The organism is Mesorhizobium sp. WSM4807 (assembly GCF_055811615.1).
Map to the genome: position 1 here is coordinate 330014 of NZ_JBVVQY010000002.1, position 23965 is coordinate 353978.

Annotated in this window: 22 protein-coding genes and 2 pseudogenes; 18 read left to right on the plus strand and 6 right to left on the minus strand. The window is 59.9% G+C overall.

The window, feature by feature from the left end; all coding sequences use genetic code 11:
* Nucleotides 1-99: 99 nt before the first annotated feature.
* From AC0L3N_RS03825 to AC0L3N_RS03855, 7 genes are all read left to right on the plus strand, one after another.
* Nucleotides 100-1905: an ABC transporter ATP-binding protein gene (locus AC0L3N_RS03825; RefSeq protein ID WP_473545719.1), complete on the plus strand. Its 1806-nt coding sequence runs from the start codon at nt 100-102 to the stop codon at nt 1903-1905.
* A gap of 6 nt (nt 1906-1911) precedes the next feature.
* Nucleotides 1912-3090, plus strand: a complete 1179-nt coding sequence (locus AC0L3N_RS03830; RefSeq protein WP_473545721.1) for a glycosyltransferase family 9 protein — start codon at nt 1912-1914, stop codon at nt 3088-3090.
* Between the two features lie 8 nt (nt 3091-3098).
* Nucleotides 3099-4286, plus strand: a complete 1188-nt coding sequence (locus AC0L3N_RS03835) for a hypothetical protein (RefSeq protein WP_473545723.1) — start codon at nt 3099-3101, stop codon at nt 4284-4286.
* Nucleotides 4276-5448 carry a glycosyltransferase family 9 protein gene (locus AC0L3N_RS03840; protein ID WP_473545725.1) on the plus strand — a complete coding sequence of 391 codons (1173 nt, stop codon included), beginning with the start codon at nt 4276-4278 and terminating at the stop codon, nt 5446-5448. Before AC0L3N_RS03835 ends, AC0L3N_RS03840 begins: the two co-directional genes overlap by 11 nt.
* Nucleotides 5449-5639: 191 nt before the next feature.
* Nucleotides 5640-6674 (plus strand): hypothetical protein, encoded by a 1035-nt coding sequence (locus tag AC0L3N_RS03845; protein ID WP_473545727.1) that lies wholly within the window; start codon nt 5640-5642, stop codon nt 6672-6674.
* 38 nt (nt 6675-6712) lie between these two features.
* Nucleotides 6713-7477 (plus strand): sulfotransferase domain-containing protein, encoded by a 765-nt coding sequence (locus AC0L3N_RS03850; protein WP_473545729.1) that lies wholly within the window; start codon nt 6713-6715, stop codon nt 7475-7477.
* A complete protein-coding gene (locus tag AC0L3N_RS03855) occupies nt 7474-8160 on the plus strand; it encodes a sulfotransferase family protein (protein ID WP_473545731.1) in 687 nt (228 codons plus the stop codon). The genes AC0L3N_RS03850 and AC0L3N_RS03855 overlap by 4 nt, the downstream gene beginning before the upstream one ends.
* 18 nt (nt 8161-8178) lie before the next feature.
* Here the strand turns inward: AC0L3N_RS03855 and AC0L3N_RS03860 are convergent, their stop codons facing one another.
* Complete coding sequence (locus AC0L3N_RS03860) at nt 8179-9096, minus strand: sulfotransferase family protein (protein ID WP_473545733.1); 918 nt, start codon at nt 9094-9096, stop codon at nt 8179-8181.
* Nucleotides 9097-9270: 174 nt separating this feature from the next.
* Here AC0L3N_RS03860 and AC0L3N_RS03865 point away from each other — a divergent pair, with 174 nt between their 5' ends.
* The 4 genes from AC0L3N_RS03865 to AC0L3N_RS03880 all read left to right on the plus strand — a co-directional run bounded on the left by AC0L3N_RS03865 (nt 9271) and on the right by AC0L3N_RS03880 (nt 13325).
* Nucleotides 9271-10440 carry a glycosyltransferase family 4 protein gene (locus tag AC0L3N_RS03865; protein ID WP_473545735.1) on the plus strand — a complete coding sequence of 390 codons (1170 nt, stop codon included), beginning with the start codon at nt 9271-9273 and terminating at the stop codon, nt 10438-10440.
* 108 nt (nt 10441-10548) lie between these two features.
* The gene (locus AC0L3N_RS03870; protein WP_473545737.1) at nt 10549-11364 is read left to right on the plus strand and encodes a glycosyltransferase family 2 protein; all 816 of its coding nucleotides are present in this window, start codon (nt 10549-10551) and stop codon (nt 11362-11364) included.
* Between the two features lie 43 nt (nt 11365-11407).
* Nucleotides 11408-12178, plus strand: a complete 771-nt coding sequence (locus AC0L3N_RS03875; RefSeq protein WP_425350318.1) for a glycosyltransferase — start codon at nt 11408-11410, stop codon at nt 12176-12178.
* 691 nt (nt 12179-12869) lie between these two features.
* Complete coding sequence (locus AC0L3N_RS03880) at nt 12870-13325, plus strand: NUDIX hydrolase (protein WP_473545739.1); 456 nt, start codon at nt 12870-12872, stop codon at nt 13323-13325.
* A gap of 30 nt (nt 13326-13355) precedes the next feature.
* Here the strand turns inward: AC0L3N_RS03880 and AC0L3N_RS03885 are convergent, their stop codons facing one another.
* Nucleotides 13356-14465, minus strand: a complete 1110-nt coding sequence (locus tag AC0L3N_RS03885) for a calcium:cation antiporter (RefSeq protein WP_473545741.1) — start codon at nt 14463-14465, stop codon at nt 13356-13358.
* A 395-nt stretch (nt 14466-14860) separates the two neighbouring features.
* Between AC0L3N_RS03885 and AC0L3N_RS03890 the strand changes: the two genes are divergently transcribed.
* Nucleotides 14861-15517, plus strand: a complete 657-nt coding sequence (locus tag AC0L3N_RS03890; RefSeq protein WP_123147241.1) for a TerC family protein — start codon at nt 14861-14863, stop codon at nt 15515-15517.
* A 214-nt stretch (nt 15518-15731) separates the two neighbouring features.
* Here the strand turns inward: AC0L3N_RS03890 and AC0L3N_RS03895 are convergent, their stop codons facing one another.
* Nucleotides 15732-16862: a site-2 protease family protein gene (locus tag AC0L3N_RS03895; protein ID WP_123147242.1), complete on the minus strand. Its 1131-nt coding sequence runs from the start codon at nt 16860-16862 to the stop codon at nt 15732-15734.
* A 388-nt stretch (nt 16863-17250) separates the two neighbouring features.
* Nucleotides 17251-17688 carry a CBS domain-containing protein gene (locus tag AC0L3N_RS03900; protein ID WP_123147243.1) on the minus strand — a complete coding sequence of 146 codons (438 nt, stop codon included), beginning with the start codon at nt 17686-17688 and terminating at the stop codon, nt 17251-17253.
* Nucleotides 17689-18009: 321 nt separating this feature from the next.
* On the opposite strand from AC0L3N_RS03900, the gene AC0L3N_RS03905 reads away from it, so the two are divergent.
* Nucleotides 18010-18420, plus strand: coding sequence for a DUF427 domain-containing protein (locus tag AC0L3N_RS03905; protein WP_123147244.1), 411 nt, complete (start codon nt 18010-18012; stop codon nt 18418-18420).
* A 47-nt stretch (nt 18421-18467) separates the two neighbouring features.
* Here the strand turns inward: AC0L3N_RS03905 and AC0L3N_RS03910 are convergent, their stop codons facing one another.
* Entirely contained in the window at nt 18468-18884 is a 417-nt protein-coding gene (locus AC0L3N_RS03910) for an HD domain-containing protein (protein WP_473545744.1), read from the minus strand.
* Nucleotides 18885-19359: 475 nt separating this feature from the next.
* On the opposite strand from AC0L3N_RS03910, the gene AC0L3N_RS03915 reads away from it, so the two are divergent.
* The 5 genes and pseudogenes from AC0L3N_RS03915 to AC0L3N_RS03935 form a co-directional block, all read left to right on the plus strand.
* On the plus strand, nt 19360-20550 hold the full coding sequence (locus AC0L3N_RS03915) for an MFS transporter (protein ID WP_473545746.1): 1191 nt from the start codon (nt 19360-19362) through the stop codon (nt 20548-20550).
* 38 nt (nt 20551-20588) lie between these two features.
* Nucleotides 20589-20690 (plus strand): annotated as a pseudogene (locus AC0L3N_RS03920) ((R)-mandelonitrile lyase); the annotation flags it as partial.
* Complete coding sequence (locus AC0L3N_RS03925; RefSeq protein WP_473545748.1) at nt 20690-21442, plus strand: SDR family oxidoreductase; 753 nt, start codon at nt 20690-20692, stop codon at nt 21440-21442. The pseudogene AC0L3N_RS03920 and the gene AC0L3N_RS03925, both read left to right, overlap by 1 nt.
* Nucleotides 21443-21767: 325 nt before the next feature.
* The gene (locus AC0L3N_RS03930; protein ID WP_473545853.1) at nt 21768-22160 is read left to right on the plus strand and encodes a (R)-mandelonitrile lyase; all 393 of its coding nucleotides are present in this window, start codon (nt 21768-21770) and stop codon (nt 22158-22160) included.
* Between the two features lie 126 nt (nt 22161-22286).
* A pseudogene (locus tag AC0L3N_RS03935) lies at nt 22287-22907 on the plus strand (carboxymuconolactone decarboxylase family protein); the annotation flags it as partial.
* Nucleotides 22908-23002: 95 nt separating this feature from the next.
* On the opposite strand, the gene AC0L3N_RS03940 reads toward AC0L3N_RS03935, so the two are convergent.
* A complete protein-coding gene (locus tag AC0L3N_RS03940) occupies nt 23003-23899 on the minus strand; it encodes a LysR family transcriptional regulator (RefSeq protein ID WP_473545749.1) in 897 nt (298 codons plus the stop codon).
* Nucleotides 23900-23965: the final 66 nt, after the last annotated feature.

Genomic DNA, 23965 nt, shown 5'->3' on the forward strand with positions numbered 1-23965 from the left:
GGTACCAGTTTGGCGCATGTGTGACGGCGTCGAGAGAATTTCATGGATCGGCAGGAGCGAGGGTCGTCACAAAAACGATACATCGCATCGGGAAACGGAATGAGCGCAAAGAAACGAATTTCAGCGGCCCTGACGTATCCGCCGGTCAAGCGCCTGATCGTCGAAAACCTACCACCGCATAAGACGCTGTATGTGACAGGTTTGCTGTGTTCGATCGCCGCTGCGGCGGCGACCGGCGCAACGGCCTGGATCATGAGTGTCATGGTCAATACCATTTATGTGGATCGGAACGCTGCCGCCGCATGGGGTATCAGCCTCGTGATTATCGGCATTTTCCTGATCAAAGGGATCGCTGACTACTGCCAGACTATTACGACGGGGAAGATTCGCCGGGCCATCGTTTCGGACCTTCAAAATCGGCAGTTTTCCCGAATGGTGCGTTTCGACATCGGCCGGTTCGCCAACCAGCATCCGGCGAAATTCGTCTCCAAGATCATGTTCAACGCGCGCGCCGGGGCCGCCGTTATTCTCACCCTCACGAGCAGCTCTGTCTCCGATGTGCTCAAGCTGATTGCCCTGGCAAGCGTCATGGTCAAGCAGGATCCGGTGATGTCGCTGATATCCGTGACGGTTCTACCGCTGCTGTTCCTATCGGTGGGCGCCATAACCAGGAAGCTCAAGGCGCTTGCAAGGGGTGAGACGGAGTTGGCTGCACTGGTCCAGTCGATCGGCACGGAAGCCGTCGAAGGCATCCGCACGATCAAGTCCTTCCAACTCGAAGACAAGGCAGCCGCCAGCTTCGCAAAGGCCGTCGGCAAGATGGAAAGGCGCGGCATCCAGATCAACCGGACATCGGCGTTGATGAGTCCATTGATGGAGACCGGCGGCGGTTTCATCATCGGCCTTTTCGTTATGTATGCCAGTTGGCAGACCCTCGGCAACGGCAAGACGCCGGGCGAATTCATGGGCTTCATAACCGCCTTTATGCTTGCCTATGAGCCCGTCAAGCGGCTCGCCCGGGTCAATGTCGACATCCAGAAGCAAATGGTGGCCGTCGAGCAGATGTATGATTTGATCGATACCCCCGAACAGCGACAACTCGCAACCGCGGGCGAGCATCTCACCGATGTCGAGGGCAGCATCCGTTTTGAAGATGTCGCCTTCACCTATGGCGGCAACAGCCCGGCGCTGCACGGTGTTTCCTTCGAGGTGCGACCTCGTGAGAAGCTGGCGATCGTCGGCCGCTCCGGCGCCGGCAAGACAACCATCGTCAATCTTGTCCTGCGCCTGATGGAGCCGGGCAAGGGCAGGATTCTCCTCGACGGAAAGGATATTTCGAAGATCAGTCTCTCCGACGTTCGCGACAATATCGCACTGGTGTCACAGGACGTCTTCCTGTTCGAAGGCTCGATCCGTGACAACATTCGTGACGGACGCCCGAACGCCACCGATCGGGAGATCGAGTCCGCGGCGGACCTCGCCCGGGTCACCAGCTTTGCCTCTAACCTGGAAAACGGGCTCGACACGCTTGTCGGGCCGAGCGGTACCAATCTGTCGGGCGGGCAGAAACAACGCGTTGCCATCGCGCGCGCCCTGCTCAAAAATGCTCCGGTGATTGTCTACGATGAAGCAACATCCGCGCTCGACGGCGAAAACGAACGGGCGGTCATGGAGGCTGCGTTCGACGATGCATTTCAGCGCACGGTGATCTGCATTGCGCACAGGCTTTCAACCATCAAGGCGGCCGATCGTATTCTGGTATTTGACGCTGGCATGCTCGCGGACTCCGGAACTCACGACGAGCTTGCCGAGCGTAGCGAAATCTATCGCTCGATCTTCCATCTGGAAGCGTCCGCTCCGATCGTCGAAGGCGGAAAAACGCTGCGGCAGAGCGTATCGCGCTGAAGGCCGATGACCAGTTTTTACCACGGTTCCTATATCCGGTACGTGATTGGTGGATTGGGCCTGCAGTTGCGCCGATACACAAAGGCCGTGCGCAGGCTGTTTACCGGCTCCAAACCTCGTTCCGTTCTCGAGCAGCAGGCCAAGGTCGACGTGTTGATCGCGCGCCGGGACTGGACAGGGCTTGAAGCAAGTACCAATGAAATGGCCATCATGGCCGATCGTGCCCGCGACCCTGAAATGATGCAGAAGGCAGGCCAGGCGTTCGAACGGCTGGGCAAGTTCGCGCGGGCGGCCGAGCTTCGGCTTTCCGCTCGCCGGCAACGAAAAGGGAAAGGTGCCAACGAGTGGACTGGAGAAGACCTCGGTTCGGATACACTGCTGATCGATCTTGTAGAGGATGACCCTCGCAGTCTTGGCCGGGTTATCCGCCATGCGCGACTGGCCGGTGCCGCCGCTGCATGCGCGCAAAGCGCGACAATTCGGGTCGAGCCGCGCCTTGTATCGCTTGTACAGAGAACGTTCCCGAATGCGACCGTGGTCCCAGCGCAGCAGAATGTCGTTGGCGACAAATTTGCGACCTTCGAAAATCTCGCCTGGGTTTTCGGCCGTGATGCCGAAAGACTTGCCGCCGATTTCGTGCCGCTGCGGGCAGATCCTGAACTCGTCGAGACATTCCGCAAGCGCTATCGCTCGATGACGGATCTGCCACTGGTGGGTCTGTCCTGGGGCAGCAAATCCCACACCAAGGACGTGCCTGATTTCCCCGAATGGGCGCGGTTCATCGCCCGGACACACGCGACGTTCGTTTCCCTCCAGTACGGACAGATCAAGCCGGCGCTGCGGCGCCTGCGCAACGGCAATGACGCACGCGTTATCTATGATGACAGTGTCGATCAGATGGTTGATATGGACCGTTTCGCCGCGCAGGTCGCCGCACTCGATGCCGTCGTAACGATCAGTAATACGGCGGCCCATCTGACCGGAGCACTCGGCGTGCCGACTGTTTTCCTGATCGATGACAATTTCCAGACAGCGTGGCCAGTGATTGGCGATCGAACGCCCTGGTATCCGAACGGCGTCGTCATGCGCAAGGAAGGACGCACGTGGCCGGTGGTGCTCGAAGACGTCGGCCGGCGCCTCTCGTCGATTCTGACGGCGCATTCGACGCTGTCTAGCGATAGTTGAGGGTCGCCGTGCCGAACAGACGATCCATCCTTGAGAAGGCAAAAGTTGCCGACCTGCGCCCGCAAGGTGTTGACAGCAAGCGGCTGCAGAATGTTCTCGATCGGGCGAAGAAGTTTTTCAGGCGTCCCTCGCGCCATGCTGACGAAAGCGTCGAACGGCATATGAGGCTGATGGCGCAGAGCGTCGAGCGGCGTGACTGGCAGGCGGCCCGGGATCATGCGCTGGCACTCGGCCTGCTCGGTGAGCAGCTTGGCGATCCCGGACTTGTCAAAAAAGCCGGGCGTGGACTGAGACGTCTTGGCGCTGGGAATCGCGCCTGGCAGCTGATTGCGTCGAGCAAGCGAGTGCCCGGCCGGCCCGAATGGGATGGCAGTGATCTTGCGGGTCGCCGGCTTGCCGTCGAGCGGCGCGAAGGCGATCTTGCAATCTTCCTCCAGTTCGCATCGCTGCTTGGGCCGGTGATCGCAGCTGCCGACCGATGCACCGTCTTTGTCGAGCCGCGATTGGCGCCACTTTATCGCAGAACATATCCTGCGCTCGATGTCAGGCTAGAAGGAGAAGGGGAGGTGGCGGCGATGGACGCCGATGTCTTCGCCTGCTTCGAAACACTGGCGAAGCACTTCTGGCCGGATGAGCCGACAGCACGCGCGCCCTTCCTTCCATTGGAGCCGGATCGCCGACTGGTCGCCCAGTTGCGCAGCACCTATCTCGATCGTGGCCCGGGTCCTCTGATCGGCTTCGCCTGGGGAAGCCTGAACAAGAGCAAGGACCTGCCGGCTCTGGACGATTGGCGGGCGCTGCTCGGCAATCTGCCGGGACGTTTCGTCAGTATGCAGTATGGCGACGTCGGGCCAGCGCTCTCCGAATTCGAACGCTGGGCGCCGGGACGCATCATCCATGACGCTTCCGTGGACCAGTTGTCGGATATGGACCGATTTGCCGCGCAATTCGCGGCGCTCGATGCGGTGGTGACGATCAGCAATACCGGCGCCAATCTGGCGGGAGCGCTTGGCGTCCCGACTGTGGTCATGCTCGACGACGGGTTTCGGCTGTCGTGGCCTGCCTTCGGCGAGACGGTAGCCACATATCCAAACGTTCGGCTGGTTCGAAAGGGTGGTCAGGCATGGGCGTATGCAATGCAGGAAGCAGGCAAGCGGGTTACACAAATCATCGATGGAGTTGATGATGGCCGGTAGCCAACTCCTTCGCCGGTTCCGCCGCGGTGTCGCGCTTGCAGGCTACAACTACAAGGTCTGGTTCCGTCGCCACCGGCGGCAGCTTTTCCTGCGCTGGCGTGATGGCGACATTGCCGACCAGATGGCGGATTATCGGCGAAGCATCGAGGCGCGCGATTGGTCGGCCGCACTGCCGAAAGCCCTGGCTCTGGGGTCGATTGCGAAGTCGAGGGGCGAGGTTCGCCTGCTCGACGAGCTTAGCAAGGCGCTGATGCGTATGGGCGCCTACGGCCCGGCGGCCGAGCTCAAGATCGCCCGGCGCCACATCGTTGAGGGCCGCGTCAACGGCGAATGGCTCGGCCAGGATATCTCGGACCGGGTCCTGCTCGTCGATTTGATGGAGACCGAAAAGCAGGGTCTGGCCACCGCGATCCATCATGCGAGTTCCGTCGGCCGTGCGCTCGCCCGGGCCGCTCGTTTGATCGTTCTGGTTGAGCACCGGTTGGTGCCGCTCTTTCAGCGGACATTTCCCGCCGCCGATGTGCGAGCTGTCGGTCCGGGGAACAAGGCCGCCTATGTCGAGGCCCAGGCCTTTGCGGGCGTTCAGCATCTGACTGCCGTGTTCGAAACAGATGAGACCACGATCCGGGAGCAATTCGTCCCGCTGAAGCCGGACCCGGCGCGCGTCGCTGAACTTCGCGCTCGCTATCGGAAGGATGGGCGGCCGTTGGTCGGCATCGCGTGGGGCAGCTCCAATCCCGGCAAGGACCTGCCGCCACTTACTGCATGGCGCGGGCTTATCAGCCGTCCGGACCTCCGGTTCGTTTCGCTGCAATATGGCCAGGTCGAGTCCGACCTGAAGATCCTGACCGATGGCGAGTTCGCGCGTATCCTCCATGACGGATCAATCGACCAACTCGTCGATATGGACCTTTTCGCGGCGCAGGTTGCCGCGATGGACGCCGTGGTAACCATCAGCAATACCGGGGCGCATCTGGCAGGCGCGCTCGGCATCCCGTCGGTCTTCATTCTTGGTGATGGGTTCAAACGTTCCTGGCCGGTCGAGGGCGAACGCACACCCTACTATCCTTCCGCCGTGCTGGTTTCGAAACGGGAACGGCCTTGGGCCGCGGTGATGGAAGACGCACAAAACCACATGGGCTCACTCATCAGCGCTGGTTGAATCCATCACGCAATACATCGCGAGTGTGCCAGGCAGGTCACAACCGGCGAAGCAGTCAAGCGTCTTTCTTGACGGCGCGAGCATTGTAAACTACCCGGCGGGCGGCCGTTCTGAATTTCACGGATAAGAGGCGATGCATATCTTTGGGTAGGTCGAGAACCAAGGCGGCTTCTCCTGTCAGCGAAGGCTTTGTGCAGCGGCTCCTCGCGGCGTACCGGCTTGTGCATCCAGGAAATCTGTTCAAGCGCGGGCGTATCTACGCTCGCGGCAGGGCAGCGACGAGGACTGTCTACTTCGTCCCACACAACCGCAACAATGTTCGGCTGCTGGCTGACGCGGCAGAAATTCTGGTTGACCGCGGCATCCGCTGCGTGTTCGCGCATCTTGATGGATTGAAACGCGGCGGCGTAGCGCGACCTGAACTCAACGCCCGGGGAATATCGCATATCGGCTTTGCCGAACTCGAGCGGATGATCAGACCCGGCGACATGCTGGTGACTGGAAATGACTATGCGCCGCAGTTCTTTAGGCGATTCATCGACTCCATCAACTTCGGCATGGTCCGTGTGGTCGGCCTGATCGGAGGTGCGCGGCTGCTGCAGCCGCATCGATTTGTGAGAGCGGACTACATCCTGTCGATGGGACCAGCGGCGCTGGAGCAAAGACGACAGCCGACATACGTGGTCGGCTCGCCGGTCATTGAGCGTGCCGTCGGAAGCGCTGGCGCCAGGCACGATGAAGGGCTTTTTGTGCTGGTCAACTTCAAGGGGGATATCGAAGAGCCCGCAGATCGCCAAGCGATTGAAGCCGTGACAGCCGCATGCGCGAAACTCGGCCTTGCCTATGTCGTTAGCGTCCACCCCACGATGTTCGCAAAAGTCGATATGCCGAACAAATCGACCCTGGATTTCGCACAGCTGCTCCCGGACGCTCTGGCGCTCGTAACGCGCCCAAGCACCACTGTTTACGAAGCAATCGCCTGCGGCATTCCGGTAGTGCTGTTTCCGCTGGTTTCGCCCATGGTCGAGTTCGACAGGCCTATGGGCGCTTTCAAACCAACATTGTCGGAGCATGACCTTGTCGAGGATATCCGCGCTGCGGTCAGGTCAAGGCCGACTTATTTTGAGCAAAGCCGGGACTTCCTCAATGCCAATCTGTCGATTGATCCAAAGGTGCCGGCTTCGCAACGGATCGCCAATGCCTTAATCGATATTTACAATCGCTGATCTGCTCGATCAAAGTGCCCGCAATCGGAGTCCGCAAGTTGAGTTTGTTTTCCAACTTTTTTGCAAGAAAGCCGCCCCTCCTTGTCGTCTCGTTTCCCAAATCCGGGCGGACCTGGCTGCGAGTAATGCTTGACGATCTGGGCGTCGATGCGGCTTACACGCATGACGGTTCCGACCACAAGGATCTGCGTGATATTACGCAGATCAGCCCCGACAAGTCTCGCTACAAACGGCAGCGGATTCTGTTCCTGACGCGAGACCCCCGCGACACTGCGGTTTCTGGATATTTTCAGGTCAACAAACGCCATGGGCTGGAAGCAGGTCCGATCGGCGATTGTATAAGAAGCCCCAAACACGGTGTCGAGAAGATTGCCCTTTTCAACCTGCAGTGGTTCGCAGCCGCAAGTCACATGCGAAAGATTGCGCTTCTGCGCTATGAAGATGTGCAACGGGATACAAACAACGCATTGCGCAGCATCGGGAAATTTTTGGGGAAACCTTTTGAGGAGTCCCAGCTTGCCGATGTTGCCGTCAGCAGATCGTTCAAACGCATGCAGCAATCTGAAATCTCAGGAGAGCTGGGTGCGCGCTATGGCGGGAGATTGCAACCGCGCAATCCTGACGACCCGGAAAGTTTCAAGGTTCGAAAAGGTAAGGTCGGCGGTTATTTGGACTACCTCAGCGCGGATGACGTGGCCTTCTGCGACGACGTGCTTGCGCGGCTCGATTACTGGAAGCGGCTCGATGACGCCTTTCAACGGCATGGCATATCTTATGCCGACGACAGGGCAGGTGTGAATTGATCCGATGCAAAGGCTTTGTCTGCGGATGCGGACATAGCGGCACCACGCTGATAGCGACGATTCTTGCTTCGCATGCCGATGTCTTTTTGCCATTCGAAGAAACCAACGTGTTTTTCAAATGGGCTCCACTTGCGCTGTATCGCTACTCGAAGCTGAAACGGGCGGCCATTGGGGCGGGCAAGTCGGTGCTGCTTGAAAAGACACCGCGTCATATCAGGCGTGTCGACCGGATACGACGCCTGGTGCCGGGCGCGAAGTTCGTGATGCCGGTACGCGATGGGCGCGATACCGTTGCTTCGCTGACCAGGCGGCTTGGCGATGCGACCGAGAGCCTGGATCGCTGGATTTCAGACAACACAATGGTGCTTGCCGAGCGCGGCAGCACGGACGTCCTGATTTACCGCTACGAAGATCTTGTCGATGACCCGGAAGCGACCATCGAAAAGATCTGCACCTTCCTGGGATTGTCGTTCGACCAGAGTTTGCTCGACTATCATCGGAGCCCGCAACGATGGTTCACACTTGATGCGCAGCCCCAACATGCCGCGTTGCGCAACCAGCAGGTGAACCAGCCAATTTACGATGGCCGCGGCCGCTGGAAGACCGAACTGGGTCAGCAGGAATTGATGGAGCTTACCGAGGGGCGTGGGAAACCCCTGATGCAGGCCTTCGGATACATTTAAGACCGCCGCGCGACCGCTTTACTCTGGAAGCGCGCGCGCATAGCCAAACTGATCGAAGTCGCGCTCATACGCACGATAGATGGTGTCCGCCAGTTCCGGCGTGAAATAGTCGGCAAGCCTGCGGCGCGAGGAGGTGTGCAGAGGTGGCATCGCCGCGCGTCTTACCTCGTCGCTCGCACCGACATGGTCGAGAACCCGTTCGAAATCCTTTGCGAAAGTCTCGGTCTTACCGATGAGGTCGAACGCAACGCCTGGAAGGTCGACGATGTCGCTTTGCCTCTGCCAATGCTTGTCGATGCGCCATGTGGACGTCGTGCAGGCAAAGGCGACAAAATCTGCAAAGGACAGGCTCTCGTCAGCACCGACAGGCAGCTCCGGATCAGCCCTTTCGCGGTGGGCTAGATAGACCTCCACCCTGCCATAACCAGGCACAAGGGGACGGTCGCGATATTGGTCGGCCCAGCACGACAACAGCCTTGTATAGGGATTGCGAACGAAGGTGAATCGCAAGGCTTCGGGACTTGTGGCCATGCGATAGAACTGCACGACGCCATGGCGAGGCGCCTGCAAGTTCGACGCCTTTCGGTTGTGCACCTTCCAGTTCTGGTCGCTGCGCCACCCCGACACGGTGTCGTTGCCGATCATAGCTGCAAGGTTGCTGCGAATGCGGCTGCTCGCCGCCTTTGGCGTGGCGAGGTACAGGATCTTGAGTTGCGGGACTACGTCGATCAGGTCGTCCGGCAGATATGCGGTTTCCATGGCTCTGCGGTAAAAAGCGAGAGCTTCCGGATGCGCCCAGGCAAGAAACGGCTCCTTGACCAGACCGCGAAGATGTCGCAGTCCTGGACGCAACGAGCGCTCGAGGCGGCGGATCACGCCGATCTTGCGTTTGCCCGGAATGTCCGTGTCGGCGGGCGAAACATGGCTGGTGGTCATCGGCAAAACCCTCGCCTTGAAAGCAGTCTACCAGTCGTGGCATAAGCCGCAACCACGCAGAACTATAGCGAATTGCCCTATCCAGGACCGGCTTGCTGCGCTTAATAGACTGCGAAGAAAGTCCCGCCAAGTTCGAAAGCTTAATCGTGGTACAAAAGGGCGTAGCGAGATCGCATGGATTTGTCACAGCATGATCAACGGGTTCAAGCTGAACCGAAGACGCCTATTGTGTTCGTACGCCAGCGCTATGCGCCTTTTGGCGGAGGCGAGATCATGCTGGAAAACATCATGGCGGCGTTCGCGGCGCGTCAACGGCCGGTGGCCGTGCTGTCCGGCGACTGGCCGCGATACGAGGGCATAGAATTCATCCATTGTGCCGGCCGCCGGTTTCCCCGCTCCCAGCGGGCGACATCCTTTGCCCGGGCTGCATGCCGCAAGATCGCCGAAATGCCACCGGCCCTGGTGCAGAGCAACGATCGGCTTCCGTGCTGCGATGTGTTCCGGGCCGGGGAAGGCGTTCATGCCGCCTATCTTGCCGAGCGGCGGCGTTTCGAGACGCGGCTTGGCAGGGCAGCGATGGCGCTGAGTCCCTTTCATCGCCAGACGCTGCGTCTTGAACGCACAACCTATGCCAGCCCGCGGCTAAAAGCTGTGATTGCCATTTCGAAAATGGTGGCTGAGGACATTGTCCGTCACTACGACTATCCGGCGGAACGTGTGCACCATGTTCCCAACGGGGTCGACCTGGATCGCTTCAACCTGGAGTTGCGCCAACAGCATCGGGCCGCAGTGCGCGCGCAACTCAATGTTGAGGATAGCAGGCCGGTCGTTCTCTTCGTAGGCTCGGGTTTTGCGCGAAAAGGGCTTCTTCCGTTGATGAAGGCTGTCGCCACGCTGGATGGTGAGCCAGAGGTGTGGGTCATTGGCCACGATTCGCGCGCCAATGCCTTCAAGCAGGCCGGCGACAGACTTGGTCTTGGCGCAAGGCTCAGGATGCTGGGGCCGCAGAAAGACACGTTGCCATGGTACGGCGCGGCCGACATTGCAGTGTTGCCTTCCATTTATGATCCATTCGGCACAGTGGTGATCGAAGCCATGGCCAGCGGCTTGCCCGCCGTGGTAAGCACCGGGTGTGGGGCGCGCGAGCTTGTCGATCGGTTCGAGCCGACGCTTGTTTGCGACGCAGCCAGCGTCAACGACCTCGCCGCAGGGCTTGCCCGCGCGTTGCAGCTGTCGTCACGGCCTGAGACCGCGGCCAGGGCCAGAGCGGCGGCCGAACACTACGATTTCAACGTCATGATCAGGAGAATGATAGCGCTCTACGAAGGTCTCGACCTGAAATAATTTTCGACATTTTTTTTGAATCCGTTAGTATCACTCGGAGTGCCAACAGGCCGGGGGGCAGTTTCATTTGAACAACAGTAGCAGTTTTGATGCCGGAACCGTCTGACCGTGCCGGCGCTCTCAGTCATCATAATCAGCCGCAATGAGGAAGCGTGCATTGCCCGTTGCCTTCGCTCGGTACATTTTGCCGACGAAATCGTCGTCCTCGACAATGACAGCACCGATCAAACCAGGGACATCGCCAGTGGACTCGGGGCCAAGGTCCTGATCACCCTCGATTGGCCCGGTTTCGGCGCGCAAAAAAACCGTGCCCTCGCCGCGGCGACAGGGGACTGGGTCCTTTCGCTTGATGCCGACGAATGGGTCGAGCCACCGCTGGCTGCAGAAATCAGAGCCGCTATCGCCAACCCAAAAGGCTATGACGGCTTCGAAATACCAAGAAGATCCCGCTTTTGTGGGCACATTGTCCGCCATGGCGGCTGGTCGCCCGATCTGGTGCTCAGGCTTTTCCGTCGACAGTCCGGGCGCTTCAGCAACGACACGGTGCACGAGAAAGTTGTGGTGAATGGGAAGGTCACGCGACTGTCCCACTCTATGGAGCATGACTCCATCGCCGACCTGGCAGACGCGCATGACAAGATCGGCCGATACGCAGAAGCGTCCGCGGCGCGGTTGCTTGCCGAGGGGAGAAAAAGCTCGATAAGCAAGGCGGTCTTCCGCTCGGCCTGGGCCTATATGAACAGCTATGTTTTCAAGCTGGGATTTCTGGATGGGTCGACCGGTGCGATGGTCGCCGCTTATTCGGCTAGCTACACCTATCAGAAGTGGGCGCTTGTCGCATTGGGCAGCGAGACGAAGTCCGCCGAAAAAAGCCGGACCGAGGTGAAAGGCAAATCCGTGAGATTCAGAAATCGCCCTGGCTAATTTCTGCACCATTGTTGCCGAGTTGTTGCCAGACAGCTAGGGTATGACCGTTTTGAAATCAGGAGCCAAGGTACTGAATATGACTGATGCGTTTAGGGTATTCGTTGGATGGGACAGCCGTGAGCCAATCGCCTACGACGTAGCGCGGCACTCTTTGCTTAAAAACGCTTCAGTGCCTGTCTCCGTCATTCCCATCAAACAGGACGAACTGCGTGCCCGTGAGCTGTATTGGAGGGAAAAAGATCCGCTCGCGTCAACAGAGTTCACCTATACGCGGTTTCTCACGCCTTTTCTCGCCGACTACACGGGTTGGGCTTTGTTCTGCGATTGCGACTTCCTGTGGCTCGGTGACGTCGCAGGTTTGCTGGAATACACGAAGTCGAACAAGGCGGTCTATTGCGTCCAGCATGACTATACGCCGAAGGCCACCACGAAGATGGACGGCGTGGTCCAGACATCCTACCCACGAAAAAACTGGTCCTCGCTGATGCTGTTCAATTGCGCGCACCCTTCGGTTAAATCGCTTACGCCAGAGGTCGTGAACCGCGAAAGTGGTGCCTACCTCCATCGAATGCAGTGGGTCGCTGATGAGGACCTGGGCTCGTTGCCAGTAGAGTGGAACTGGCTTGAAGGTTGGAACGAAAAGCCGGCGCTTGGCACACCCAAGGCGGTCCACTATACAAGCGGCGGTCCGTGGTTTGCCGAGTGGCAGAATGTCGACTATGCGGATCTGTGGATAGCCGAACGCGATGAATTCTTGGGTAATGCCGATCAGACAGAGGCGTCTCTTCGCGCTCGGCGAGCCGGCAGCTAATCCAACCGATCGGCTCGACTATATCAGACGTTTCGTCGAGGGCTCCGGCAACGCGCGGTTCGTGCAGATCGGTGAACAGACCGTGCGTGCCCGGTCGAAATTGAACCGAGCGGGTTGTCGAAAAGCCACTTTGGCGGCGTGCTTTGCAGCGCGCCAATGAATCGCCCTGGGCCAATCGCACTCCGGTTCAATCCGCAGGGCCCAGGCAGGCTTCAAGAGCCGATTCCACGGTGTGGGAGAGCCGACCTGCGTCGCCTTCCGCAAGGGGACTTCTCTCGAGATGCTCTCTCTGCTCCGGCTGATCAGGGCCATTTAGCGCTTGGCGTTGGCACAGCGTCTGCTGCACCAAGCCAGCAACTGCTTCGCCGTTGTTGCGGCATTTGTTCGCGGATCGCTGGCCACTCCAGATCGAATGAGTTTGCACTCGCTACTATGATTTTCTGAGGATCACGTCTGGGGCTATTGGCGCCCCGATGCCTGTTGGCTCAATCGGCCTGATGAGACGGGACGGGGCCGCAGCTCCAGAGGACGATATCGAGATCGTTTTGAAAAGCGGGGAGCCAGATCGTTTCGTGTCGTATTGATGGGGTGTAGTCAGTCGCATCGACACAGAGCAGGGCAGTCTATCGACAAACGGAACATCCCGTCAGCCTGCCTGCGATGATTTGCTGGATTCGGGAGGCTAGAGGCGATGGCGAAAAGAAGTGCGGGCATCCTGCCTTACCGCAGATCGACCAACGAACTGCAGGTGTTGCTTGTCCATCCGGGCGGGCCGTTCTGGCAAAACCGCGATCTTGGCGCATGGTCGATTGCAAAGGGCGAGTATGGTGATGACGAACAGCCGGAAGCTGCGGCGCGTCGCGAATTCGTGGAGGAAACCGGCTGGCAGCTCAAGGGAGCACTGCTTCCGCTGGGAGAACTGCGCCAGCGCGGCGGCAAGCTCATTACGGCGTTCGGCGTCGAAGGCGATTTCGACGCCGGCAGCCTGCGCAGCAACCTGTTCGAGATGGAATGGCCTCCGCGCAGCGGCCGCATGCAATTGTTTCCAGAGATCGATCGCGCAGGGTGGTTCGGCCTCGATATGGCCCGGGAAAAGCTACTTGTCGGTCAGCGGCCTTTTCTCGACCGGCTTGTGGTGTCTCTCTAAGGGTCGACCCAATGGCCGACCGACATCTTCCTAGGGCACGAAGATAAGGAACAGATAGGCGACAAACACGACGAGATGAACGAGCCCCGTCAGCATCGTTGTTCGGCCCGTCCCAAAGCTCACGATGCTGATGGCATGCGCGAGGATGAGAAGCACGGTATCCCCTGGGCCCAAACCGAGAGTCAGGCTTCGTCCTGTGAGCAGGCTCGCCGCACCGATTGCCGGGATTGTCAGGCCGATTGTGGCGCAGGCCGAGCCGAGGGCGACATTCAGCCCTCGCTGAAGTTCGTTATTGAGTGCTGCCCGAACCGCCGATACCGCCTCCGGCATAAGCACAAGCGCAGCGACGAAGAACCCCACGATTGCGTCCGCCTGGGTGACTTGAAGAAACTTGAGCCCATTCTCGATACTGCCGGCCACCTGCTCGGTCAGAAGAACGATCCCTGCCAGTCCGACAAATAAGAGGAGCACATTGGTGGTCACTTTCCCACCCTCAGATACATGCTCCTCATGTTCCGCGCTGGACGTCAGATCCTCGATAAAATCGCCCCGATGGCGCACCATCTGAGCAAAGACGAACGCTCCATAGAGGAGGATTGAAAGAACGCTCACGAAAGCGAGTTGCGATGCGGAGAACGCACCGGGGCTTGTTGCAAGAGTGTAGTTTGGAAGGATCAGCGTAAGAACCGTCAGCGCCATAATGACGGCAAGGGAAGCGCTGGTGCCCTGTCGTTTGATGTCCTGATATCGATGCTTCAGCCCACCCAGGGTGAGGCAGACCCCGACCACACCAGTGCACACGATCATGACCGTCGAAAACACTGACTCGCGTGCCAGCGTCGGGTTGTTCTCGCCATGCAGCATCATCGAAACGATGACCGATGCCTCGATGGCCGTCACCGAAAATGTCAACAGCAGCGTGCCGTAAGGTTCACCGAGCCGCCGTGCGACGGCTTCGGCATGATGCAAAACCACAAACACGGTCGCGAAGATGAAGATAGCGACCACGATCAACGTAAGGATCTTGATCAAAAGCAGCGAATGCTCGATCGACGCGGCGCCGAAATGAACTAGGGCGGCCAGGCCCAAGGAGCCGATTGGGAACAGATATTGGCCGATCGGTCGTCGATGAACAGCCAAGACGGATTTCCTCATCGCCATCGACGGCCGCAGATCGGGTATTCCAGAAACGGACCGAGGCCCACCGTATCAGTGTACTTGCGGCTGCCTGTCCGTTCAATGGCCGCGTGCTCAATCGACTTGGCGCAACGAAACTGCCGAGCTCGATGCCGCATGTGCCGAATCACAATTAAGCCTTGAGTTTTTGCGCTTACGGCAATAGCTAGGTGCTACCAGGCCGGGCCCCTCTGGCAGTCCATCAGGACTGTGATGTCGGACTGGAATTCAATCCGGGTGGCCTGGCTTTGAGATTTCTTCAGCTGTAGCAGCATTTCTCTTGTCATACGCGGTGTCCGCGTTGCTCTACGGTTATGCTCGCAAGCCGCGTCACCCCTAGCTGAACGCAAGGGTGCCGTATGACAGAATTTTTTAGTCCTGAAGCAATGACCGCTCTCTTGCAGGTCATCATGATCGACCTGGTGCTGGCCGGTGACAACGCCATCGTTATCGGCCTTGCCGCGGCCGGACTACCCAAAGAGCAGCGCAGAAACGCAATCGTCGTTGGTATCATCGCAGCGGCCGTTCTGCGCATCGGCTTTGCGGCCGCGACAACCCAACTCCTGCAGATCGTCGGCCTGTTGTTGGCTGGCGGTATATTGCTGTTGTGGGTGTGCTGGAAGATGTGGCGCGAACTCCGGCAAAACCATGCGCAGGAAACACAGGCGATCGAAGCGCTTTCGGAAAGTGATGTCGACTACGATGGCATCGTAGCTGGCAAAGCTCCACGCAAGACCCTGGCGCAGGCAACCTGGCAGATCATCATCGCCGACGTCTCGATGTCGCTCGACAATGTTCTGGCGGTAGCGGGTGCTGCGCGCGAACATCCAAACGTATTGATCTTCGGCCTTGTCCTCTCCGTCGCGCTGATGGGCATTGCCGCAAACCTCATTGCCAATCTGCTTCAGAAGCACCGTTGGATTGCCTATGTCGGCCTAGTGATCATTCTCTACGTGGCTGCCGACATGATCTATCGCGGTGCGCTTGAACTTCTGCCTCACGTCGCGGGCGTTTGAGACACAGAAAATGGGCCGGAACGACCTCGTTCCGGCCGATTTCGGCTTATCGCTCCCCTACGATTTAATGCATGTCGCGAAAAAGTGTGCAGCGGTTTTGCGATAACGACGTGCATAAAACAACAACCTAAAGCGCGTCGCGTGAGCTCGGTCGAACGCGACGCGCTTTAGAGCGCACTCACCCGATCCGGCGGTAGAAAGAACATCCTCCTGCTCAGATCCGTGTGAGTCGCGGTTTGCTCCCACGCAAACGACCAAATCGGAAGGCATCCGAAACCGCCGAGCGGACCATAAGCATTTCGCCTATGGTTTCGTGTGTCATGAGCCCGACCAGCCGGTCGGAATTGTCCACGACGGCGATAGCTGGCACATCTGCCTGCTGCATGAGCCGCAGGCTTTCCTCGAGACTTTTGCGGTAGTGTATTTTCGGGATATCGTTCCGCATTGCGCTCGCGACCGGTTCAGCAGGCCCCTTTTCCTTCAATGTCCGGATCATGTCGTTGCGTGTCACCAATCCCTCAAGGTGGCCGGCGGAGTCGATGACAGGGAAGTCGTGCTGCGTGGTCGAGAGCAGCATCTCGATTGCCTCGTCGAGCGTCGCCGACCGTTCCAGCCGGGCGAACTCGGTGATCATCACGTCACCGACCAGGACGCTTGTGGCAACCTCGCGGATCTGTGCGTTCTGCGCTTCTGCTGCCGCGGCGAGATAGACGAAGATGCCGATGAAGATCAGCAGCGGGTTGTAGAACAACCCAACGAAACCGAAGACGAAGGCCAATCCTTGCCCGATCGTGGCGGCGATCTGGGTGGCGCGCGACCAGGAAAGGCGGGCGGCGAGGGCGGCGCGCAGGATACGGCCGCCATCCATCGGGAAGGCCGGGATCATGTTGAAAAGGACCAGGAAGACATTGACCCCGGCAAGCCTGGCGAGAAAATTCATACGCGGATCCTCGATCCCGGCCATCTGTTCGACACCCGCCGACCCGCCGAGCAAGACGAAGATCAGCGCGGCGATCGCGACATTCACCAGCGGCCCCGCGACCGCGATCACGAACTCCTGCCCCGGCTCTTCGGGCATGCGTTCCAGCCTGGCCACGCCGCCGATCGGGAAAAGCGTAATATCCGGCGTGCTGATGTCGAAATACCGTGCGGCGGCGATGTGGCCGAATTCATGCAGGACCACGCAGGCAAAGACGGCAATGATGAAGGCTACGCCTTCCCAGGCGGCTGGCGTGCCGCCGATCTGATAGTGCGTCAGCCAAATCCAGACGAGCAGAAGCAGGAAGGTAAAGTGAACGCGCACGGTGGTGCCGGCGATCGTCCCGAGGTTCAGCGACCAACCCAAATCTGTCCACTCCGAGAGGCCCCGCCTTCGCAAGAAGCTTTGGCAGGACGCTTGCAATCGTTCGAGAACATCAGGCGCTCAAGCTCATCGTCTGCGACTGATACCCGCCTTGGTGTCGCGCGTCCCGTCGCAAGAAGAGTTTATCACGACATGACATCCCAGTGAACGTGCGCCATCGTGATCCGATGAGTCCGAGTCTGCACGGCCATTTCGCCCTGTCGCGCTTTCTCGGCGCTGAAGGACATGGTGCTTCGGATTGTCATCCATGGATTGTTCCTGAACCTTTGCCGAAAAATATCGCAATGCAGGCGCCCGGCCGCGCGTCGGCGTTGGCCGACGCACCGCGAAACAAGATACGTTGACCTGGCGCTGACGTGTCGCGCGTCAGTCAGTGAGCAGTCTGCGAATGCTCGCCGCCCGGCTTCGAGATGTCGCTTAAAGCCTCTCCCGCTTCTGCCGCTTCGCTACTCGTCGCGAGATCGCCAAGAGAGATGATGCCGACGAGCCGCTTGTCGCGGTTCAGAACCGGAAGCCGACGTACCTGCAGGTCGCCCATGTTTTCAAGCACATGCTCGACGTCTTCGTCATCGAAGCAATATTTTACCTCCGGGCTCATGACATCACGCACCTTCGTGTCAGGTCCCTTACCCAATGCTACGCCGCGGATCGCGATATCACGATCGGTGATCATCCCGACCAGCCGGTCGTGGTCGCCCACGGGCATCACTCCGGCGTCAAGCTTGCCCATGATCTGCGCTACTTCGCGGATGGACTGTTCGGGGTTCGCGACCTGGACATTCCTCGTCATGCAGTTGCCGACTTTCATGGCAATCTCCCTTTAACTTGCGAAGCCCCGCCGCCGGTTTTGGTGTTGACCTAGGAAACGAACTCTTCGGCGGTAACGTTCCCTTGAATCTGAATGCCCCGCAGAGGTTTTTCACCTGCAGCCGGAAGGCTGAGAAGGCCCGCGTCGCGGGGACGTTGCGGTATGTCTTTGACGCGAAGTCGAACCACACAACGGCCGCGCTTCACTGCGCCCATGGCCGTAACTGCCGCGGCAACGACAAACGCCAACGACCGGCCAAACTGGAACCCCGATGGGCGATACGACGTTCCAGGAGACAACTCCAGCCAACGGAGAATTCGAATGCAGCCCTCAGCCGCAAATTCCGCCCGCCATCCCGGCGCGCTTACAATCACCCCGTTCAATGGAACCGTGACGGTCAGGTTCTCCGACGCGATCGTCGCCTCAACCGAGCGGGCAAAAGTGCTTCACGAAGAAGGACATGATCCCGTTTTCTATATCCCTTTCGAGGATATCTATTTCGACCTGCTGGAGAAGACGAACACCACAACGCACTCCCCGCTGAAGGGCACGGCGAGTTACTGGCGGGTCCACGCGGTCGGCGGAGCGGCTGACGACTTCATGTGGGCCTACGAGACGCCCGACACGCCGGCATTGGCCATCGCCCGCCATGGCGCCTTCGATCCCGACAAAGCGCGGATCGATGCCGATCCTGCCGAGGACAAGCGACATACGCCTCACATCCCCGAATAGAGCGTCGCTTGAAGTTCCCATATCGGCCGATCACACCAATCTCTCCGTCATTCGGAGAATTCTTCGTCGAGGACTCGCAGCCCGTCTTCATATTTCGATGTCGACGCGCCAATCTGCCGTGCCTGCCACAGATTGTCGGTAAGATCTGCGCGCTTGACCGGCAGCGCCAATGGGTTGGCTGCTGCTCTGCGCACGAAAGCGAGGTCGTCCTCGTCCGGCCGGCGTGTCATGGCATCGACTGCCGACACGATGGATGTTCCAAAACCAGCCGCCTCGAGCCGATCGCGGTCCCAATCGTCGCTTTTCTCAAGCACGTCGTGAAGGTAGGCAACGGCCTTTTGGTCGAGGGTTTCGACGGCGTCAACGACCCGGCGGCAATGCTCGATATAGGGCCGCCCGGTCTTGTCCGTCTGCCCGGCATGAGCTTGTTCGGCGATTTTTGCCGCGCGGTAAAGCACGCTCATCGTGTGAATCCTTGCGTTGTTCCGATGAGATTCCTTGATTTAATCGTCAATTCGCTGCCGAGTTCCATTCGAACGAGACCAGTACTGGGACCGACCATTGCTCCTTTGTCCCACGGTGCGGCAGGCCAATCCCGCAGCAAACCCCAGCCAAGCCGCTTCATCAACCTATAGTTGTATTACACCAGGTTGCCGGGCTCATCAAAGCAGCCGACATGCAATGCGATTTCTTGCGGCGAAGCGTCGTAGGCAAGGCTGAGTGGAGACCCGCCGCCTTGCAGAAGCCTCTGCCGGCGCGCATGACCGTTCTTCACCTATACAGAAGAGGGGGATGGTTTCCAGTGGCCATTCATGGCCTGGATCGATAAGTCCAAGTGGATTGATCGGTCTAATGCGATCGACATAGGGACGCTATTTCCAGGGCGAGCGGTGAGCTGGCGGCGTGAACGAGCCGCCTGCGCTTGTCAGGACGCCTATCATGGAAACCACCTACGACACCCGGATTTTGGATGACCGCACGGCGTGGGGCGCGGTGCTGTCGATGGCGCTGTGCGTCGCTGTGCTGATTGCATCGGAGTTCATGCCGGTCAGCCTGCTCTCTCCGATCGCAGTGGATCTCAGCATCACAGAGGGCCGGACAGGCCAGGCCATCTCGATCTCTGGGGCCTTTGCCGTGGTTACCAGCCTGCTGGTCGCCGGCCTTACGCGCTGGATCGACCGCAAGCTTGTCGTGACCGGCTTCACGGTGCTCCTGATCGTTTCCGGTCTCGCGGTGACCTTTGCGCCGAACTTCGCGTTGCTGATGGTCGGCCGTGCGCTGCTTGGCGTGGCGATCGGTGGCTTCTGGTCGATATCGACCTCGATCGTCATGCGCCTCGTATCGGAAGACCGCGTCCCGAAGGGTCTCGCCATGCTGAACGCCGGGAACGCGATCGCAGCTACGATTGCCGCTCCGCTGGGAAGCTTCCTCGGGGCCCATGTCGGCTGGCGGGGCGCCTTCTTCCTCGTCGTGCCTCTCGGCTTGTTGGCGCTCGTCTGGCAATGGAACAGCCTGCCGCCGCTGCCCCCGCGCGGAAGGAAGGCGTCCGGTAACGTGCTGGCGCTGCTTGGCCGCCGCGCGGTCGTGCTCGGCATGGCCTCGATCCTGTTCCTCTTCATGGGTCAGTTCGCACTCTTCAACTACCTACGCCCCTTCCTTGAGGGCGTCACTGGACTCGGCATTTCCGCGCTCTCCGCCATGCTCCTCGTCATGGGCCTGGCGGGTGTTGCAGGCACGTGGTGCATCGGACGGCTGTTGCGAACCCGATTGTTCAGCGTCTTGGTCGTCATCCCGCTCGTGATGTCGATACTTGCCGTCGCGCTGATTGCCCTCGGATCAATGCCCATCCCCGTTTCGCTGCTTCTCCTCGCCTGGGGCTTCTTCGGCACCGCCGCCCCCGTGGGATGGGGGACGTGGCTGAGCCGTACGCTGCCCGACGACGCGGAGGCGGGAGGCGGCCTCCAGGTCGCCACCATTCAGCTCGCCATCACGGGTGGCGCGGCGATCGGAGGAATGCTCTTCGACACGATCGGTTGGTGGGGCGCGTTCGCGTTCGGCGCGACGCTGCTATGCGGTTCCTCACTGCTCGGCCTCGCCGCATGGCGCACAACCCTGAGGTTTTTGCCATGATCAAGCCGTCCACCCTCAGTCGCCGGGCATTGCTCGGCGACGTGGCAATGACCCACATCGCAATCCAGGAAGTCCAGGACGGCAAAGTCGTGGACTGGATGGAGCACGTTACCGACGAACAATACCAGGGAGACCAGTGATGACCGATACGATCAAGAACAAGGTCGTGATTATCACCGGCGCATCATCCGGCATCGGCGAAGCGACGGCACCCTTGCTCGCGAGCAAGGGTGCCAAGGTCGTGCTCGGCGCGCGGCGAGAGGAAAAACTGAAGCAGATCGCCGACGAGATCGGAAAGGCCGGTGGTCAGGCCGTCTACAGGGAGCTGGACGTAACCAAACCGTCCGACAACGACGCGGTCGTAAAGCTTGCCAAGGATACGTTCGGCCGCGTCGATGTCATCTTCCTGAATGCCGGGCTCATGCCGAACTCGCCGCTCTCCGCGCTGAAGACCGACGACTGGCACCAGATGGTCGACGTGAACATCAAGGGTGTTCTGAACGGCATCGCGGCAGTACTGCCAGCCTTCATCGAACAGAAGTCCGGGCATGTCATCGCGACGTCATCGGTTGCGGGGCTCAAGGCCTATCCAGGCGGTGCTGTGTATGGCGGGACAAAATGGTTCGTCCGCGACTTCATGGAGGTCCTGCGCATGGAGTCCGCCATGGAGAGGACGAACATCCGCACCGCGACGATCTATCCGGCCGCGATCAACACCGAGCTGCTGAACACTATTAGCCAGAGGCAAATGCTCGACCAGATGCAGAACACGTATGACAAATACGGGATCTCGCCGGACCGGATTGCCAATGTCGTGGCCTTCGCTATCGGCCAGCCCGAGGACACGACCATCAACGAGTTCACGGTGGGGCCGGCAAACCAGCCCTGGTAAGGCGGGGATGGATCGTGTGGTTACGGGCAAGATCAAGCAGCGTCTTCGATCCCGAACTGCCGCTAGCCCAGGTTGCGGATGCCTACCGCGCCATGGATGGGCGGCGGGCTGCCAAAATGCTGCTTCGGGTCTGACTAGCGGCCGACGGGCGACGGTGAACGCGCCTGTATAGCAACCGGTCCGGCGCGACGCAGAGACCGAAGGACTTGCCGTGCGCTGGCACTTGAACGTCTCATGAAATGGAGAAAAGACGATGACGAATGCCCTGCCTTTGATTGCCACGACGCTGGTGCTGCTCACTTCCGCTGCCGCCCAGGCTCAGGCAATGCAGGTCTCGCCCAACGGGTCACGCGTTTCCGTTCCGGGTCCTGCGGAAACGTTCACCGGCACCGTCACGGTCACGCCGCTGTTCGCGCCCAACGAGCACAGCAGTGCCGGCGGCGGCCTGGTCGAGTTCACACCGGCCGCTCGCTCGTACTGGCACACGCATCCGGCAGGCCAGACGCTGATCGTTACGGCGGGTGCGGGCTGGGTCCAGGAAGAAGGCGGAGAGAAGATCGCCATCAAGCCCGGCGACGTCATTTCGACCCCGCCCGGGGTGAAGCACTGGCACGGCGCAGCCGCCGAAAGCTCCATGAGCCACATCGCGATAACGCCTGCGCGCGACGGCAATGTCGTCGAGTGGATCGAGCCCGTCACCGACGACCAGTACCGCTGATCCCGAACCCGAGACGTAAGGAGATGATCATGAAATCCGTTGCGGCTCTTGCGCTGGCCATGACCGTTGCACCTGTCGCCGGTAATGCAGCTTCAGGCGCCAATGACGATGTCTCGTCCGTAGCGCCTCTGGGCGCGGCCGGGCCTGTCCGCGCGCGACCGAAGTGTCGTTACGGTCGCGGCCGTCATTACGCGCAACCAGACGGGTCTTATGCCCGAGCAAATCCGCCGCGCGCTCGACAACGGGGTCAAACCCGCCGAACTCTCGGAGATCATCACGCATCTCGCCTTCTACGCAGGCTGGGGCAATGCCATGGCGGCGGTCGATGCGGCCAGGCCCGTCTATGCCGAGCGAGGCATCGGCGCCAACCAGCTTCCGGCAGCCGCCCCGATGCTGCTTCCGCTCGATGAGGCAAAGGAGGCCCGGCGTGCCGCGAGCGTCGACCAGACCACCGGCCCGGCCTCTCCGGGCCTGGTGCGAGACACCCGCGAGGTGCTGTTCCGCGATCTGTGGCTGCGCCCGGCCCTTGCGCCGCGTGACCGCAGCCTGGTCACGGTCAGCGCGCTGATTTCTGCCGGCCAGGTCGCTCAGGTGCCGTTCCACTTGAACCGCGCCATGAAGAACGGACTGACCCGCGAGGAGGCCTCCGAGGTCATCAGCCATCTCGCATACTATGCCGGTTGGCCGAATGCATTTTCGGCAGCGCCGGTCGCGCGGGAGATTTTCGAGAAGCGTACGAACCCTTAAGGGCGGCAGGGCACGAGGTCAGCGGATGATCAGGCCGGCATATCAAATGGCGCTTCCGCCATGTTGAGCGACCGCTGGAGGAGGCCGTAGCGCTTTCAGGCCCCGCTATAGCGGAGGGCATCGACGATGACCTTGAAGGCCGGGAGGTTCTGCCGTCGGCTCGGGTAATAGACGTAGTAGCCCGGGAATTTCGGGCACCAGTCATCGAGCACCTGCACGAGATTGCCAGATGCGATGTGACGGTCGACGAGGTCCTCCGGCACGAAGGCGATGCCGTAACCCTTCAAAGCCGCATCGACCATGGCGTAGGAGGCGTTGAAGGTGAGCTGCCCATCCACCCGGACGCGAAGCTCATGACCGTCCTTTTCGAATTCCCAGGCATAGAGCCCGCCGCCACGAGTCTGGCGCATGTTCATACAGTTGTGCCCAATCAGCTCCTGCGGGTGGCGAGGCGGAGGATGCTCGGCGAAATAGTCAGGAGACGCGACCGCCACCATGCGCCAGTCCGGACCGATGCGGATCGCAATCATGTCCTTCTCGACGCTTTCACCCAACCGTACCCCCGCGTCGAACCCATCTTCGACGATGTTGCGCAGCCCGTTGTCGATGCTCAGTTCCAGCTTGATGTCGGGATAATCTGCGAGCGCCGGCCTGAGCTTCGGCCAGACGAGGCTGTCGAACGCGTGATCCGAAAGGGTCAGCCGGATTGTTCCGGCAGGCTTATCGCGGAACTCCATCAGCGAGGCGATCTCCGCTTCGATTTCCGCAACACGCGGTGCAAGCGACTGCCGTAGGCGCTCGCCGGCCTCGGTCGTCGCCACGCTGCGGGTCGTGCGCGTGAGCAGCCTAATGCCCATACGCGTTTCCAACCGCTTGATCGTGTGGCTGAGGGTGGACTGCGTGATGCCGAGCTTTGCGGCGGCGCGCGTGAAGCTCTTTTCCTCGGCAACGGCCAGGAACCACAAAAGGTCGTTGAAGTCTTCCTTGGCCATACCGTTTCCCAAACTGATCGCTGAAGATTTATGTCTCCCATCGATCAATGCAAGCGAATTAACGAC